The organism is Pseudomonas marincola (assembly GCF_900116605.1).
In the GTDB taxonomy this organism is placed as follows: Bacteria; Pseudomonadota; Gammaproteobacteria; order Pseudomonadales; family Pseudomonadaceae; genus Aquipseudomonas; species Aquipseudomonas marincola.
Genome location: NZ_FPBC01000006.1, coordinates 293,155 through 309,411, shown reverse-complemented (window position 1 = coordinate 309,411; position 16,257 = coordinate 293,155). Strand labels below are relative to the sequence as shown.

Sequence of the window (16,257 nt, the reverse complement as noted above, 5' to 3'; positions counted from 1 at the left end):
CACGGCAGCGCCATTGGTGCCATGCAATCGCGCTCCAGCGCGCGAGTATAGAGTTTAAGCCCCTTATCGTCGGCTCAATTTGCCGGGCACATGCGCGGCTCTTCGACGAAGTCCTTGAGCCAACGCAGTACTTCTACCGCATCCCAGCGGGTGGGATCGAACATGGCATAGGCCAGCCCTTGATAACCCACCACATCCAACGGCTTGTGATACCCCCCGCGTTGCAGCAGCGCCTCTATTTCTGCAAAGCAGGTGTTGAAGTGAACCCGGTTGAATGGGGTTTTGCCTTCGGTAACGATCCCCTCAAGGTGCAATTCATCGACTGTCGCACGGATTTTATCGAGGCTCATCCGGTTTACTAAGGACTTGAGTTGCATTACATCCTGCATGATTTTGCTCCGGTCGGCGCTGAAAGAAGAACCACCTGCCTGGCTGCGGGTGTGTCAGTTCGAGGATCAAAGGATAATGCAAAAGCACTGTACAAATAAACAGTATTGAGCTTTAGTATCTCCACGCTGGCGGCAAATGCTCTCACTCAAGCAGCAATGTCGCCCCATCCAGATGTTCGGAACAAGGTGGAGGTACACGAGCAATGCAACAAATACTTATGACAATTTTGCTGTCGGCCTTACTGATGGGCTGCGCGCAGCCGCAGGTTGAAGGCCCGAAGGCCAACGGTAATTACCTGGTGATCGATAACGACGAGGCGTGGGCCGTACTGGTCGCCGACGGTGTGCGAGTTGAGGAGCACGGTACGGTTATCGGCGCCATACATCTCGACAGTCCGGTAACGGCCGTAGCGGCCAGCTATGTGATCGACACCCCCAATTGCGGGCGTGTGCAGTGGCTGACGGAACGCGAAGATGCAGCAGACGGTGCAACCAGCCTGATGTCGTTGCACTACAACAAGCAGTTGGCTGATTCGTCGTGTGTGATTGGTGAGGGCTTGAGTCGGGTATGGACCGTGCTGGATTACTCAAGCTGAAACCCTGCTGGCGGGTGGTGCCAACAGGGAGCATTGCGCTGGTGCTTCAGTCGTCCGAAGCTTTACGCGGTTTGGCAGCGGAGGGCTGGATTAATCCATCGGCGCGGAACATGTTCTTGATACCGCGCAGGGCCTGACGGATTCGATCCTGATTCTCGATCAGGGCAAAGCGCACATGGTCATCGCCATAGTCGCCAAAGCCGATCCCGGGCGATACGCACACCTTGGCTTCGGCCAGCAGTTTCTTGGCGAATTCCAGCGAGCCCAGGGCTGCATACGGCTGCGGTATCTTGGCCCAGACGTACATCGAGGCTTTGGGGTTCTCGACCATCCAGCCCATTTCGTGTAGGCCTTTGACCATAAGGTTGCGGCGCTGGCGATATTGTTCGGCGATATCACGCACACATTGTTGATCACCCTCAAGGGCTGCAATCGCAGCAACTTGCAGCGGGGTGAAGGTGCCGTAGTCGTGATAACTCTTGATGCGCGCCAGTGCATTCACCAGCTCTTTGTTGCCGACCATGAAACCGATGCGCCAGCCCGCCATGTTGTAGCTTTTCGACAGCGTGAAGAACTCAACCGCGACATCCTTGGCGCCAGGCACTTGCATGATCGATGGCGCTTTCCAGCCGTCATAAACGATATCGGCATAGGCCAGATCATGCACCACCAGCACGTCGTACTGCTTGGCCAGCGCTACAACGCGCTCAAAGAAGTCCAGTTCTACGCACTGCGCCGTGGGGTTTGACGGGAAGCCCAGAATCATCATCTTTGGCTTCGGGATTGATTCGCGAATGGCGCGTTCAAGCTCGGCAAAAAAATCGACGCCTGGCACCAGCGGCACCGAACGTACCTGCGCACCTGCCAATACCGCGCCATAGATGTGGATCGGGTAGCTGGGATTTGGCACCAGTACCGTGTCGCCATGGTCCAGGGTGGCGAGCATCAAATGCGCCAGACCTTCTTTGGAGCCGATGGTGACGATGGCCTCATCTTCCGGGTCGATATCCACTTGATAGCGATCCGCGTACCAGCGCGAAATAGCCCGGCGCAGGCGTGGAATACCGCGTGAAGTGGAGTACCCGTGGGTGTCTTCGCGTTGAGCAACTGTGCAGAGTTTTTCAACAATGTGCGGCGGCGTCGGGCCGTCGGGATTGCCCATGCTGAAATCAATGATGTCTTCGCCACGGCGACGAGCAGCCATTTTCAGTTCAGCAGTAATGTTGAAAACGTAAGGGGGGAGACGATCGATGCGCGCAAAGCGGCGCTTAGCTTGCTCAGCCATTGGAACCTCGAAGTACGTAAGCGCCCGGAACCGTCCGAGCGACGCTGGCCGCTGCGGCGGCCTGGATGCAAAGATATGCGAGCCTGAGCGGCTTGTCTAGCGCGGGGCATGCAGAGGCATTAGCTTCAGGCCAGTGTTGCTCCATGAGCTGACACTCAGGCTAGAAGCCAGCTGGCCTTGCCACACAGTCGGGCCTACCCAGAGCCGGCCGGACGCCAGCGCTGCCGCGCAAAAGGTTGCCCGAACGCTGACAGCGCCGCGCGACTGAGTATTGCAACGCAGCAGTCACTATTTTGCCGGTACAGTTTATGGCCGATAACAGCCGCTAACTGCCGAGCAGGTCGTTCATCGCGATGATCTGCTCAGCCACCTGAATCAGTTTTTGCTGGCGACTCATGGCCTGGCGGCGCATCAGGGTATAGGCCGCTTCTTCATCGCAACTCTTCATCTTCATGAGCAGGCCTTTGGCCAGTTCGATTCGCTTGCGTTCGGCCAGTTGAGCGTCGCGGGCGTGCAACTGCGCACGTAGCGCCTGATCACTCTCGAAGCGCGCCATTGCCACATCAAGAATCGGTTGCAGGCGCTGGGCGTGAATACCCTCGACAATATAAGCACTCACGCCAGACTGAATCGCTTGGCGCATAACCGCCGGGTTGTGTTCATCGGTGAACATCACAATCGGTCGCGGCTGGTCGCGGCTGACCAAGACCACTTGCTCCATCACATCCCGCCCCGGTGAGTCGCTGTCTATAAGCACCACGTCAGGTCTTACCGCCTCGACGCGGGCGGGCAGGTCGATGGTCAGCCCGGACTCTTCGATTACCTCGAAACCGGCTTCGATCAGCGCGGCTTTGAGGCGTCCGACTTTTTTCGGGGTGTCGTCTATCAGTAGAACGCGCATCATGTTTCGGTCTCCTGCCAGTTAGTTGGCAATGCCTGAGCGAGTGCTCAAGGCATGCAGATCGAAACTTGTGGCGTAGCGCTCGGGATTGAGGCCGTCCCAGCACTTGCCGTCCATCAGGGTGCTGCTGCGCATAGGCGCCGGAATTTTGATGTCCAGCGCCGTGGCGGCCTGACGATACAGTTCCAGCTGATGTATCTGCTGCGCAACTGCCAGGTAGTCGGGGGCTTCACGCAACAAACCCCAGCGGCGGAACTGGCTCATGAACCACATGCCATCTGATAAGTACGGCATGTTGACCGCGCCGCCCGCGTGAAAATGCAGCGGATGCGGGTCAGCCCAGGCATTGCCGAGGCCGTCTTGATAATGCCCGAGAAAGCGCGGCTCGACACTCGACAGCGGCGCATTGAGGTATTCGCTGCTGCTGATCAGCTTGGCGGTGCTGCGTTTGTTTTCCGGGTTTTCATCAATGAAACGACTGGCTTCGAGCACGGTCATGGTCAGTGCGCGTGCCGTGTTGGGGTACAGCTCGACGAATTCGCGGGTAACCCCCAAAACTTTTTCCGGATGATCCGCCCAGATGCTTTGGCTGGTGGCCACCGTAAAACCCTGATTCTGATCGACCGCCAGTGCGCCCCATGGCCCGCCAGCACAAAAGCCATCAATGCGCTGCGCCTGCAGATGCTCGACCATTTGCGCTGGCGGCACTACTACGGTGCGTACATCTTCCAGTGGATGGATGCCATTGCTGGCCAGCCAGTAGTAGAGCCACATGGCGTGCGTGCCAGTTGGGAAGGTCTGGGCGAAAGTCAGTTTTGCACCGTCATGATGCACGTGCTGGTGCAGTGCCTCGCCATTGGTCACGCCGGCCTGCATCAGTTGCGCTGACAGGTTGATGGCCTGACCGTTCTGATTGAGGCCCATGAGAATGGCCATGTCTGTGGCAGGGCCGCCAATACCCAGATGCGTGCCATAGATTTGTCCGTACAGCACTTGAGCCGCATCGAGTTCGGTGCTGAGCAACTTGTCGCGCAGCGTGGCCCAGGACGCCTGACGCTGCAGGTTCAAGGTCAACCCGTAGGGCTGAGCAAAGCCTTGTGTTGCTGCCACTATCAGTGATGCTGAATCCGTGAGGGCCATAAACCCCAGGTTGAGTACGCTTTTTTCGGGTGCGTCTGAGCCGTTAACCCAATCAAGTACATCACTGCGACGAGTGCTATCGCTCATTGCCCGTTCCTTTCGCAACACAAAAAAGCGTCGTATCCGTGACTGCTTCAAGCAGAACAGAAACGACGCCATTGTCAGACCATGCGCTCCACCTTTGCAGCGCATGCCTCGATATAAGCAAGCCATGTGCCACTGAGCGGTTACGCCTGGTTTCGGGTTTGTTTCAGGCATAAAAAAACCCCGCACGAGGCGGGGTTTTTTCAGACGCTAAGCGCGTGCAGCTTAAGCTTGAACAACCGGGATGTTGGCGTTCGCAGCGGCTTCACGGAACTCGGCAATCTGGTCGAAGCTCAAGTAGCGGTAAACGTCGGCAGCCATGCTGTCGATGTCTTTCGCGTAGCCCATGTACTCTTCAACCGTCGGCAGTTTGCCGGTGATTGCAGCAACCGCTGCCAGTTCGGCAGAGGCCAGGTACACGTTGGCGCCATCGCCCAGACGGTTCGGGAAGTTACGGGTAGAAGTCGACACCACAGTGGAGTTGGCTTCAACACGTGCCTGGTTACCCATGCACAGCGAGCAACCCGGCATTTCCATGCGCGCACCGGCTTTGCCGAAGATGCCGTAGTAGCCTTCTTCAGTCAGTTGGTGAGCGTCCATCTTGGTCGGCGGCGACAGCCACAGACGAGTCGGGATACCGCCAGTGACTTTTTGCAGCAGCTTACCGGCAGCGCGGAAGTGACCGATGTTGGTCATGCACGAACCGATGAACACTTCGTCGATCTTCTCGCCCTGAACGCTCGACAGCAGACGTGCATCGTCCGGGTCGTTAGGTGCGCACAGTACTGGCTCTTTCAAGTCAGCCAGGTCGATTTCGATCACTTCAGCGTATTCAGCGTCGGCGTCAGCACTCATCAGCTTCGGCTCAGCCAACCAGGCTTCCATCGCTTGAGCGCGACGTTCCATGGTGCGCGCATCGCCGTAGCCTTCGCTGATCATCCAGCGCAGCAGGGTGATGTTCGACTGCAGGTATTCGCCAATGGCTTTTTCCGGCATTTTGATGGTGCAACCGGCTGCAGAGCGCTCTGCAGAGGCGTCAGACAGTTCGAACGCTTGTTCAACGGTCAGCTCGTCAAGACCTTCGATCTCAAGGATGCGGCCGGAGAAGGCGTTGATCTTGCCTTTCTTCTCAACAGTCAGCAGGCCTTTCTGGATGGCGTAGTAAGGGATTGCATGGACCAGGTCACGCAGAGTGATACCAGGCTGCATTTTGCCTTTGAAGCGAACCAGAATGGATTCCGGCATATCCAGTGGCATAACGCCGGTGGCTGCTGCGAACGCAACCAGACCCGAACCTGCTGGGAACGAGATACCCATTGGGAAACGGGTGTGCGAGTCACCACCAGTACCAACGGTATCCGGCAGCAGCATGCGGTTCAGCCAGCTGTGGATGATGCCATCGCCAGGGCGCAGCGAGACGCCACCGCGGGTGCGGATGAAGTCTGGCAGGGTGTGGTGAGTGGTCACGTCGATCGGCTTAGGATAAGCCGCAGTGTGGCAGAACGACTGCATAACCAGGTCAGCAGAGAAGCCCAGGCAAGCCAGGTCTTTCAGCTCGTCACGGGTCATTGGGCCAGTGGTGTCCTGGGAGCCAACGGTGGTCATCTTCGGTTCGCAGTAAGTGCCAGGGCGAACGCCTTGACCTTCCGGCAGACCGCAGGCCTTGCCGACCATCTTCTGCGCCAGGGTGAAACCCTTGGTGCTGGATGCAGGCGGCTGAGGCAGCTTGAACAGATCAGTCGGGCCCATGCCAAGTTCAGCACGTGCTTTCTCGGTCAGACCGCGACCAATGATCAGCGGGATACGGCCGCCAGCGCGTACTTCGTCGAGCAGAACCGGGGTCTTCATTTCGAAGGTAGCCAGGACTTCGTCAGTACCGTGCTTGCAAACTTTGCCAGCGTGCGGGTACAGGTCGATCACGTCGCCCATGTGCATGTTCGAAACGTCGAATTCGATCGGCAGAGCGCCAGCATCTTCCATGGTGTTGTAGAAGATTGGAGCGATCTTGGAGCCGAAGCAGAAACCGCCAGCGCGCTTGTTCGGCACGTAAGGAATGTCGTCGCCGAAGAACCACAGCACCGAGTTGGTGGCTGATTTACGCGAAGAACCGGTACCTACAACGTCACCCACGTAAGCGATAGGGAAGCCTTCGCCGCGCATGGCTTCGATTTGCTTCATCGGGCCGGTAACGCCTTGCTCGTCCGGCACGATGCCGTCGCGAGCCATTTTCAGCATGGCCAGCGCGTGCAGCGGGATATCCGGGCGCGACCAGGCATCTGGGGCAGGGGACAGGTCGTCGGTGTTGGTTTCGCCGGTCACCTTGAATACGCGCAGGCTGATCTTGTCTTCCAGCGTTGGGCGGTTTTTGAACCACTCGCCATCAGCCCAGGACTGCAGAACAGCTTTGGCGTTGGCATTGCCAGCCTTGGCTTTTTCAGCAACGTCGTGGAAGGCGTCGAACATCAGCAGGGTGTGCTTCAGTTGCTCGGCGGCAACTGCGCCAAGCTCGGCGTCATCCAGCAGTTCAACCATAGTGGCGATGTTGTAACCGCCTTGCATGGTACCCAGCAGCTCAACAGCGCGTTGCTTGTTGATCAGCGGGGAGGTCACTTCGCCTTTGGCGATAGCAGAGAGGAAGCCAGCCTTGACATAGGCTGCTTCGTCAACGCCTGGCGGTACGCGATTGGTGATCAGGTCGACGAGGAATTCTTCTTCGCCAGCGGGCGGGTTCTTCAGCAGCTCAATCAGGCCTGCGGTTTGTTCGGCGTTCAGCGGCTGGGGCACGATACCCTGAGCGGCACGCTCTGCTACATGTTTGCGATAGGCTTCAAGCACAGTTATTACCCTCATCAGTTGTCCCAAAGGGTTGTCCGGGACGCTTATCAAGAAAACACTGAACCAAGCGCTTCGCGGCTTTATGGGCCACTTAGCCTTGATTTCAGGGCTTTCTTCCAGAAGCTGTTTTCAAAGTTTTACGCCGGCAGGACGAGGGGCGATGAGGGTTGGCGCGGCTCCTGAAATGCGTATCAGGAGTCGGCGCCAACATCGTGCCTGCTGGATCAACTGTGCTCGTGACGCTTTGAAAACAGCTTCAATCGGACTTTAGCGCCTATTAAGAGGCCGGGAGATTCTACTGGAATCCTTTCATAAAGTTAAGCCAAAGCACTCAGGCCGAAAGATTGAAAAGTCAAGACTGGTGGGTCAGAACTGGGTACCTCTGACTCCTCACGGGATTCCAAGGTCAGAAAACGTGGCGCCTTGAGCCCGTATTCATCGCACAGCCAGGTTGCGTTTAGACGCAAGAATTTATTGTGCGCGGCATATAGCCGGCCCCGATCGCGCAGTGGGATTGCGGGTCTGTTGTGAGTGAAGTGCGCAGGACAAACAGATAATATGTCCGTCTGTTTAGTCGGTACCGAAAGCTTTGCTATGCCCAATCAGCTCATCAAAACGCCATGTGTCGGTCTCTGTTCAACAGTTTACGGAGATCTGGTTTGCCGTGGCTGTAAGCGTTTCCACCATGAGGTGATTAGCTGGAATGCTTACACCGAAGAGCAGAAACAAGCGGTGTGGCAGCGATTAGAAGTGCTGCTGGTGCAGGTGATGCAGGCCAAACTTGAGGTGTTCGATGCTGACCTGCTGCTCAAGCAGTTGCAGCAGCGCAAGATTCGCTACGTGGCGCACCAGTCGCCGTATTGCTGGGCCTATCAGTTAATTGCACGGGGCGCGCGGGTGATCAACCAGCTTGAAGCCTACGGCATGGTGTTGTTACCTGAATTCAGGGACAGTCCCTTGCCGGTACTGCGCGATGCAATTGACCGTGAGTTTTTCCTGCTCTCTGAGGCGCATTACGAGCGCTACATCGCGCCGAAATTCCTCCAGGCTGGTCTGGAGAATCCGCTTTAGGGCGAACTCTCCAGTAGCTCCTGCCAGCTACGCCTTGGCTGCCAGTTCTTCCAGATGCGCGCTGATGTCATCCGGTTTCATCACTAATACGTCACTTTCCAGTGAGTCGAGAATCACCTCGGCGGTATTGCCGATCAGCGCGCCCGAGAGACCCGTGCGTGCAACCGAACCGATCACCGTGACCGCAGCGCCGAGTTGGTGGGCGATGTTGGGGATCAATGAGTCGGCGGGGCCTTCGACTACATGCAGGCGGTCGTCGCTGATGTCGTACTCCTCCTGAAATTCCCTGCATTGAGCGCGGTAGCTGGCCTCGATGGTTTCGGTGAGCTGGTAGGTTGGGTCGGCAGCCGAGAGCATGGGCGTCGGGTGTGCGGTGACGACATGCAACGTCGCCTTGGCCAGACCGGCGATGTCATAGCCATGGCTGATAATGCTGGCGTGCAGCACGCGGTGCTCGGTGTCCTCGTTGCCCACATCCACCGCGGCCAGGACGGTGCCAGCGGCCCAGGGCTTCTCGGTTTTAACCATCAGCACCGGGCATGGGCAGTAGCGCAGCAACTTCCAGTCTTCCGGGGTGATCAGGGCTTTTTTCAGCGGGTTGTCCGGCAGGTGCTGTTTGATGACTAGTCCGCAGCCTTCGGCCTGCTGGACGCGGATGATGGTTTTATGCGGATTGTCATGCCAGGCCTGGTGGCTGCTGGCAGTGAAACCTTCGCGGTCGAGTTCGCTGCACAGCTGCTCAAGCATGGCGGCGTGTTCGTGCTTCTTGTCGCATACCAGCAAATGCAAGTGCGACTGGGTGACGCCTGCAATTAATCTGGCGCGTTTCAAGGCCAGGCTCGGCGTGATGCCCGGGTCCAGAACTACCAAAATGCTGCGGATGGCTTGCATGACCGACTCCCTGATTTAACCCTGTGGGTGCTGCTGTATATAGATAATAGATGGCGCAAGCCGGGTGTGTTGTTGATTGATATCAACGGTATGACTGGTCGTTGCGCTTAGCATTCGTATAATGCGCGCTGGATGCCGTAAGGCCTGCTGACTATTGATTGGTCGCAGGTCGATCGCAGCGCGTATCGCGGTGCGGCGCGTAAAGGCAAGGCTGAGAATTTATCTGCATCATCTAAGGTTGGGACGTGGCGGAATGTTGACTGAAATACATGCTTTTTTAGGTTGTGCCACGCCGCAGGCCTGGATCGATGCTGCACTGAGCCAGCAAGACCTGATGCTGATTGATCATAAGAACTGCGAGTTCAAGGCGGCATCAACTGCCCTGAGCCTGATTGCAAAGTACAACCAGCACGTTGATCTGGTCACCTATATGTCGCGTCTGGCGCGCGAAGAGCTGGTGCACCACGAGCAGGTTCTGCGCATCATGAAACGCCGCAAAATTGCACCTCAGCCGCTGAATGCCGGGCGGTATGCGTCTGGTTTACGTCGGGTTGTGCGCTCCCACGAACCGGTCAAACTGGTCGACACACTGGTTGTCGGTGCGTTTATCGAGGCGCGTAGCTGCGAGCGTTTCGCGGCGGTATACCCACATCTTGATGAAGAATTGAGTAAGTTCTACTTCGGTTTGCTCAAGTCCGAGGCGCGTCATTACGAGAACTATCTGCGCTTTGCCTACCACTTTGGCGAGGCCGATGATGTCGACAAGGCCATCGTGCGGGTTAGGGAAGTCGAGCGCGAACTGATCGAAACGCCAGATCCCGAGTTCCGCTTTCACAGCGGCATTCCTGCCAGCGCTTGAACGCGTCCTCTTAAAAAATTGATTCTTTGTTACAAACGGAATTAATTTTTGACAATAGCTGCCTAGGCAGTTAAATTGCGCCCACTAACTGCCTAGGCAGCTATTGGGTGTCTAATGAAAAAATCTATCACGCAAAACTTTAAGTACGCCTCCATCGGCCTGTTGGTGGCGCGCGCTGCATTGCTCAAAGATCGCCTGCTCGATAAGCATCTGGCGGAGCTGGATGTGACGGCGGCGCAATTCAAGGTGCTGATCATCATCGCGCAGTATGAGCTCGATACGCCGGCAGACTTGTGCCGCTATCTGGCTTTGGACAGCGGTTCGATGACACGCATGCTCGACCGTCTGGAACAAAAGAAACTGCTCGTGCGCAAGCGCTGCGCAACAGACCGGCGCCAGGTGCGACTTGCCCTGACTGCCAGCGGGCTTGAGCTGGCAGCGCACTTGCCCGAAGTCGGCGCGGCGGCCATGGGCGAATTCGTCGGCGTGCTTGAACCTGAAGAAGTTCAGGCGCTGGAAGCCAGCCTGACGAAGATTCTGCTCGCTGTTGACGATCCCATTGTTGCGTTACACATAGGTGCAAAATGAGCACACAGTTTCCTGCCTTGCGCATTGCAGGCGTACTGCTGGCCATGAGCCTGGCCGGTTGCGCCAATTACTCCGGTTTGCTGCCCGAGGGTTTGGGGCTCGACTCCAATAACCTCAAGAGCAGTGAGTCGCTCAAGGATGTGAAGGTTTCGCCCGCTGCATGGCCTGCGACGGATTGGTGGAAAAACCTCGGTGATCCCCAGCTCGACAGCCTGATCAGCGAAGCGCTGGTCAACAGCCCGGATATGCAAATCGCCAGTGCCCGTGCGCATCAGGCAACGGCTGTAGTGGCTGCCGCAGATGCCAATCGCTTGCCGACTGTCGATGCCAGTGCGGGTGTTACGCGCTCGCGCTTGTCGCGCATAGAAGACCCGTTAGGCGAGGGCGGTCGCTACAGCACCTTGCGTACACTGGGCGCAGAATTTAATTACACCTTCGATCTGTGGGGCGGCCAGCGTGATAGCTGGGAAGCTGCACTGGGCCAGGCACGCGCGGCCGAAGTGGATCAGCGCGCCGCGGGTTTGACGGTGTCGGCGGATGTCGCCCGGGCGTATAACAATCTGGCTCAGGCCTATGTGTTGTACGACCTTGCTGAAGAAGATGTTAAACGCACCAGCCAAATGCTCCAGTTGAGCCAGAGCCGTTTGCAGTCTGGCATAGACAGCCATTACCAATACCAGCAAACCGAGAGCCTGGCGGCCAGCTCGCAAGAGCAGTTGCAGGATGCCGGCAAGCGTTTGCAGAGCGCCAAAGTGGCGCTGTCGATTCTGCTTGGCAAAGGCCCGGACCGCGGCAACCAACTGAGCCGGCCGCAAGTGCTGCAAGCTGCCGCAGTGGCGGTGCCGGCCACCTTGCCAGCCGAATTGCTGGGGCGTCGACCGGACCTTATCGCTGCGCGCTGGAGGGTCGAGGCAGCCAGTAAAGGCATTGATGCCAGCAAGACGCGTTTCTACCCGAACCTGAACCTGAATATGGGCGCCGGGGTGCAGTCGCTGTTGGGCGATGCCATGTTCGGCTCACCCAGCCGTTTCTTCGATATTGCTCCAACTGTGACACTGCCGATCTTTGACGGTGGACGTCTGCGCGCCGACCTCGATGCGCGTGATGCCGACTACGACCTGGCTGTGGCGCAATACAACAAGTTGCTGGTCGGGGCGTTGGGTGATGTCACCGATACGCTCAATCAACTGCGCTCGATCAAGCAGCAGATTGTCACCCAGCAACATGCCGCGGACATCGCCAAGGAATCGTACGACACCGTGGTACAGCGCTACGCCTCGGGCATTGGCAACTACCTCGACGTGCTCAGTATTGAGCAGCAGTTGCTCCAGGCACAACGTCAGTTGGCCAGCCTGAACGTCGAACATATCGACCTATCCATCGAGTTGATGCAAGCACTGGGTGGCGGCTTCAATGTCGGCAACAACGTGCCTAACGTCCCTGTATCTGCCGCACGCAGCGAATAAATCAAGGTAATCAACATGGCTACTGAATCGACAAATTCAAACGAGCAAGCACAGGATGCGAGCAACTCGCGCAAGCGTAAAACAGGCTTGCTGGTGGTCCTGTTTCTGGTGATCGCCGGCGCACTCGGGGTGTGGGCCTGGTACGAGTTCTTTGGACGCTGGAGCGAGGAAACCGACGATGCCTACGTCAACGGCAACGTGGTCGAGATAACCCCGCAAGTGGTTGGCACGGTAATCAGCATTGGCGCTGATGACGGCGACTTGGTGCATGCCGGCCAAACGCTGATTCAGTTTGACCCAAGCGATTCGCACATCGGCCTGCTGAGTGCCGAGGCCAATCTGGGCAAGACTGTGCGCCAGGTGCGCGGCATGTTCAGCAACGTCGACGCCATGAAAGCGCAGGTACGTGCCCAGCAGGCCACGTTGCAGAAAGCCCGCGACAACTACAACCGCCGTAAAACGCTGGCGGCAACAGGCGCGATCTCGGCTGAAGAGCTGTCCCATGCACGTGATGATCTGGCGTCGGCCGAAAGTGCGCTGGCCAACATCAAGCAGCAGTTGAGCAGCAGCAAGGCGCTGATTGATGACACCACTGTTGCTTCGCATCCCGACGTCATGGCCGCCGCTGCCAACCTGCGTCAGGCCTATCTGAACAATGCGCGCAGCACGCTGGTGGCGCCGGTAACCGGTTACGTGGCCAAGCGCACTGTGCAGCTTGGTCAGCGGGTGCAGCCCGGCACGGCTTTAATGGCAGTGATTCCGCTCGATCAGTTATGGATCGATGCCAACTTCAAGGAAACCCAACTCAGCCAGATGCGCATCGGCCAGACCGTTGATATTGAATCGGATATCTACGGCAGCGACGTCAAGTACAGCGGCAGTGTCGACAGCCTCGGTGCAGGAACTGGCAGTGCGTTTGCCTTGTTGCCGGCGCAGAACGCCACCGGCAACTGGATCAAGATTGTTCAGCGCGTGCCGGTTCGGATTCATATCAATGCCGAGCAACTGGCCGAGCATCCGTTGCGTGTCGGACTGTCGACCAAGGTGACGGTCAACCTGCGTGACCAGAGCGGCCCGATGCTGGCGCAGCAAGCGCCTGTGGAGGCCTCGTTCACCACCAATGTGTATGAGCGCCAGATGAGCGAGGCCGACGCCTTGATCGCCCGGCTGATCGAGGAAAACAGCGCGCCGCTGAAGTCGGCCAAACGCTGATTCATCCGTAATCGACACGAGCGCCGGCAAGGTCTGGCGCTCGCGCTCTACAGCCTCGACTAGATAGCAAGGATTTGTAATGAGCTCACAAGCATCATTCAGCCCGCCGAGCTTGTTGCTGTGCACCATCGGTCTGTCTCTCGCGACCTTTATGCAGGTGCTCGACACCACAATCGCCAACGTTGCCTTGCCGACCATTGCCGGTAATCTCGGCGTCAGCTTCGAGCAGGGCACCTGGGTTATTACCTCGTTCGCGGTGAGTAACGCCATCGCCTTGCCGCTCACCGGCTGGTTGAGCCGGCGGTTTGGCGAAGTGAAACTGTTTCTCTGGGCCACCATGCTCTTTGTGCTGGCCTCTTTTCTTTGCGGCATTGCCCAGTCGATGCCTGAATTGGTCGGCTTTCGGGTGATTCAGGGGCTGGTTGCCGGCCCGCTTTACCCGATGACGCAGACGCTGCTGATCGCGGTTTATCCTCCGGCAAAAAGGGGGATGGCCTTGGCACTGCTGGCGATGGTGACCGTTGTGGCGCCCATTGCCGGGCCCATTCTGGGCGGCTGGATTACCGACAGCTACAGCTGGCCGTGGATCTTCTTCATCAATGTGCCCATCGGGATTTTCGCAACCCTGGTGGTGCGCCAGCAATTGCGCCATCGTCCGGTCGAAACCAGCCGCCAGCCCATCGACTACATTGGCCTGCTGACCCTGATAATCGGGGTGGGCGCGCTGCAGGTGGTGCTCGATAAGGGCAATGATCTTGACTGGTTCGAGTCCAACTTCGTGATCATCGGTACGCTTATTTCAGTTATTGCGCTGAGCATCTTCGTGATCTGGGAAATGACCGATAAGCATCCGATCGTCAACTTGCGGCTGTTCTCTCACCGCAACTTTCGCATCGGCACCATTGTGCTGGTGCTGGGCTATTCGGGCTTCTTCGGCATCAATCTGATCCTGCCGCAATGGCTGCAAACTCAGATGGGCTACACCGCCACATGGGCCGGTTTAGCGGTGGCGCCGATTGGTCTGTTGCCGGTGTTGATGTCGCCCTTTGTCGGGCGTTACGCACACAATTTCGACTTGCGCTTGCTGGCCGGGTTGGCGTTTCTGGCGATTGGCCTGAGCTGCTTCATGCGCGCTGGCTTCACCAATCAGGTGGACTTCCAGCACGTAGCGCTGGTGCAGTTGTTCATGGGCATCGGCGTTGCGCTGTTCTTTATGCCGACACTGAGCATTTTGCTGTCGGATCTGCCGCCCCACGAAATTGCCGATGGTTCAGGGCTGGCGACATTCCTCAGAACCTTGGGCGGTAGCTTCGCGGCTTCCCTGACCACGTGGATCTGGATTCGTCGCGCCGATCAGCATCATGCGTACATGAGCGAAAGTTTCAGTACCTATGAGCCGGCCACGCGTGAGGCGCTGAATCAACTCGGCGGGCCGGGACCGCAGTCCTATGCGCAGCTTGAGCAGATACTCAACAGCCAGGCCTACATGATGTCCACCGTCGACTACTTCACCTTGCTCGGCTGGATGTTTTTCGGGCTGGTCTTGCTGGTGTGGCTCGCCAAGCCGCCGTTCACGGCCAAGGCCGGGCCAGAAGCGGCAGGGCACTGATTCGCGGGCAAAGTAAACGCACATGAAAATGCCTGCTGGGTTAACCGCACAGCAGGCTTTTTAATCGCTGAAGTATTGTTAGTCGCTCAGGCTGAATGCGCTCTGGCGCATGCCCTGATCATCGATTTGCAGTGCCCAGCCTTGCCTGTCCCAGTCGCCCAGAACAATGCGCGTAGCGGTCTGCCCATCAATTTCGAGCTTGTGCGTAGCGGGGCGGTGGGTGTGACCGTGGATCAGCGTGCGCACGCCATGCCGGCGCATGGTGCTGACGACTTCATCCGGCGTCACATCGACAATATCGGCGGCCTTCATGCGCGTCTGGCTGCGGCTTTCATTGCGCAGCTTGCGCGCCAGCTTGTGGCGGGTGCTCAGCGGCAGATGGCGCAATACCCACAAGGTCAGCGGGTTGCGCAGGATGCGGCGCATGCGCATATAGGCTTCGTCGCGCGTGCACAGGCTGTCGCCGTGCATTAACAGAACGGGGCCACTCGGCAGTTCGAGCAGGGTTGGATCGTTGAGCAGGCTACAGCCGGCTTCACGGCAAAAAGCTTTGCCGATAAGGAAGTCGCGGTTGCCATGCATCAGGAAAATTTGCGTGCCAGTTTCACTCAGTTCGCGCAGGGCGGTGCTGATGGTGCGTTGAAAAGGGCTGATGGCATCATCGCCAATCCACACTTCAAAGAAGTCCCCGAGGATATACAACGCCTCGGCATGAACGGCGCGGGTTTGCAGGAAATGCAGGAACGCCCGGGTTATGTCCGGGCGCTCCTGTTCAAGGTGCAGATCGGAGATCAGTAAGATCACTCAACGATCTCAGCACGCTCGATGACCACCTCATCAACCGGAACGTCCTGATGGCCGCTCTTGGTGGTGGTGGCAACGCCTTTGATCTTCTCAACAACGTCCATGCCTTCAGTCACTTCGCCGAATACCGCATAGCCCCAGCCCTGAACGGTCGGTGCAGTGTGGTTGAGGAAGGTGTTGTCGGCGACGTTGATGAAGAACTGCGCAGAAGCCGAATGCGGCTCCATGGTGCGGGCCATGGCAACGGTACCAATCTTGTTGGATACGCCGTTGTTGGCTTCGTTCTTGATGGTGGCGCGGGTCGACTTCTGCTTCATACTGGTGTCGAAGCCGCCGCCCTGAATCATGAAGTTGCTGATTACGCGGTGGAAAATAGTGCCGTCGTAGTGGCCGCTTTTCACGTATTCCTTGAAGTTAGCCACGGTTTCCGGGGCTTTGTCTTCGAACAGGTTCAGGGTGATAACGCCGTAGTTGGTGTGCAACTTGATCATTGATTTAATCGCTCTGTCATTGAAACCGCAGGCCTT

General features: G+C 57.6%; 15 protein-coding genes. 7 read left to right on the top strand and 8 right to left on the bottom strand.

The window, feature by feature from the left end:
• Positions 1 to 74 precede the first annotated feature (74 nt).
• On the bottom strand, positions 75 to 389 hold the full coding sequence (locus BM395_RS12380; RefSeq protein WP_069900142.1) for a transcriptional regulator: 315 nt from the start codon (positions 387 to 389) through the stop codon (positions 75 to 77).
• 203 nt (positions 390 to 592) lie between these two features.
• On the opposite strand from BM395_RS12380, the gene BM395_RS12375 reads away from it, so the two are divergent.
• Positions 593 to 985, top strand: a complete 393-nt coding sequence (locus tag BM395_RS12375) for a hypothetical protein (RefSeq protein ID WP_069900143.1) — start codon at positions 593 to 595, stop codon at positions 983 to 985.
• A 46-nt stretch (positions 986 to 1,031) separates the two neighbouring features.
• Here BM395_RS12375 and alaC read toward each other — a convergent pair whose 3' ends face one another.
• The 4 genes from alaC to acnB form a co-directional block, all read right to left on the bottom strand.
• Complete coding sequence (alaC, locus tag BM395_RS12370) at positions 1,032 to 2,270, bottom strand: alanine transaminase (RefSeq protein WP_090512228.1); 1,239 nt, start codon at positions 2,268 to 2,270, stop codon at positions 1,032 to 1,034.
• A gap of 325 nt (positions 2,271 to 2,595) precedes the next feature.
• Positions 2,596 to 3,174, bottom strand: a complete 579-nt coding sequence (locus BM395_RS12365) for an ANTAR domain-containing response regulator (protein ID WP_090512226.1) — start codon at positions 3,172 to 3,174, stop codon at positions 2,596 to 2,598.
• An 18-nt stretch (positions 3,175 to 3,192) separates the two neighbouring features.
• The gene (locus tag BM395_RS12360; RefSeq protein ID WP_090512222.1) at positions 3,193 to 4,398 is read right to left on the bottom strand and encodes a CmpA/NrtA family ABC transporter substrate-binding protein; all 1,206 of its coding nucleotides are present in this window, start codon (positions 4,396 to 4,398) and stop codon (positions 3,193 to 3,195) included.
• Positions 4,399 to 4,620: 222 nt separating this feature from the next.
• Positions 4,621 to 7,230 (bottom strand): bifunctional aconitate hydratase 2/2-methylisocitrate dehydratase, encoded by a 2,610-nt coding sequence (acnB, locus tag BM395_RS12355; RefSeq protein WP_090512220.1) that lies wholly within the window; start codon positions 7,228 to 7,230, stop codon positions 4,621 to 4,623.
• A 594-nt stretch (positions 7,231 to 7,824) separates the two neighbouring features.
• On the opposite strand from acnB, the gene BM395_RS12350 reads away from it, so the two are divergent.
• Positions 7,825 to 8,301 carry a DUF1289 domain-containing protein gene (locus BM395_RS12350; protein WP_069900373.1) on the top strand — a complete coding sequence of 159 codons (477 nt, stop codon included), beginning with the start codon at positions 7,825 to 7,827 and terminating at the stop codon, positions 8,299 to 8,301.
• Between the two features lie 27 nt (positions 8,302 to 8,328).
• On the opposite strand, the gene BM395_RS12345 is transcribed toward BM395_RS12350, so the two are convergent.
• Complete coding sequence (locus tag BM395_RS12345) at positions 8,329 to 9,192, bottom strand: universal stress protein (protein WP_090512217.1); 864 nt, start codon at positions 9,190 to 9,192, stop codon at positions 8,329 to 8,331.
• 253 nt (positions 9,193 to 9,445) lie between these two features.
• Here BM395_RS12345 and BM395_RS12340 point away from each other — a divergent pair, with 253 nt between their 5' ends.
• From BM395_RS12340 to BM395_RS12320, 5 genes are all read left to right on the top strand, one after another.
• Positions 9,446 to 10,051, top strand: a complete 606-nt coding sequence (locus BM395_RS12340) for a MiaE family protein (RefSeq protein ID WP_069900149.1) — start codon at positions 9,446 to 9,448, stop codon at positions 10,049 to 10,051.
• 114 nt (positions 10,052 to 10,165) lie between these two features.
• Entirely contained in the window at positions 10,166 to 10,639 is a 474-nt protein-coding gene (locus tag BM395_RS12335) for a MarR family winged helix-turn-helix transcriptional regulator (protein ID WP_090512214.1), read from the top strand.
• Positions 10,636 to 12,105, top strand: coding sequence for an efflux transporter outer membrane subunit (locus BM395_RS12330; RefSeq protein ID WP_090512212.1), 1,470 nt, complete (start codon positions 10,636 to 10,638; stop codon positions 12,103 to 12,105). Before BM395_RS12335 ends, BM395_RS12330 begins: the two co-directional genes overlap by 4 nt.
• A gap of 15 nt (positions 12,106 to 12,120) precedes the next feature.
• On the top strand, positions 12,121 to 13,317 hold the full coding sequence (locus BM395_RS12325) for an HlyD/EmrA/EmrK family protein (RefSeq protein WP_090512210.1): 1,197 nt from the start codon (positions 12,121 to 12,123) through the stop codon (positions 13,315 to 13,317).
• A gap of 79 nt (positions 13,318 to 13,396) precedes the next feature.
• Entirely contained in the window at positions 13,397 to 14,926 is a 1,530-nt protein-coding gene (locus BM395_RS12320; protein ID WP_069900153.1) for a DHA2 family efflux MFS transporter permease subunit, read from the top strand.
• Between the two features lie 78 nt (positions 14,927 to 15,004).
• On the opposite strand, the gene lpxH is transcribed toward BM395_RS12320, so the two are convergent.
• Together lpxH and BM395_RS12310 are read right to left on the bottom strand one after the other, a co-directional pair.
• A complete protein-coding gene (lpxH, locus tag BM395_RS12315; protein WP_090512208.1) occupies positions 15,005 to 15,730 on the bottom strand; it encodes a UDP-2,3-diacylglucosamine diphosphatase in 726 nt (241 codons plus the stop codon).
• A complete protein-coding gene (locus BM395_RS12310; protein ID WP_069900155.1) occupies positions 15,727 to 16,221 on the bottom strand; it encodes a peptidylprolyl isomerase in 495 nt (164 codons plus the stop codon). Before BM395_RS12310 ends, lpxH begins: the two co-directional genes overlap by 4 nt.
• Between the last annotated feature and the right edge of the window lie 36 nt (positions 16,222 to 16,257).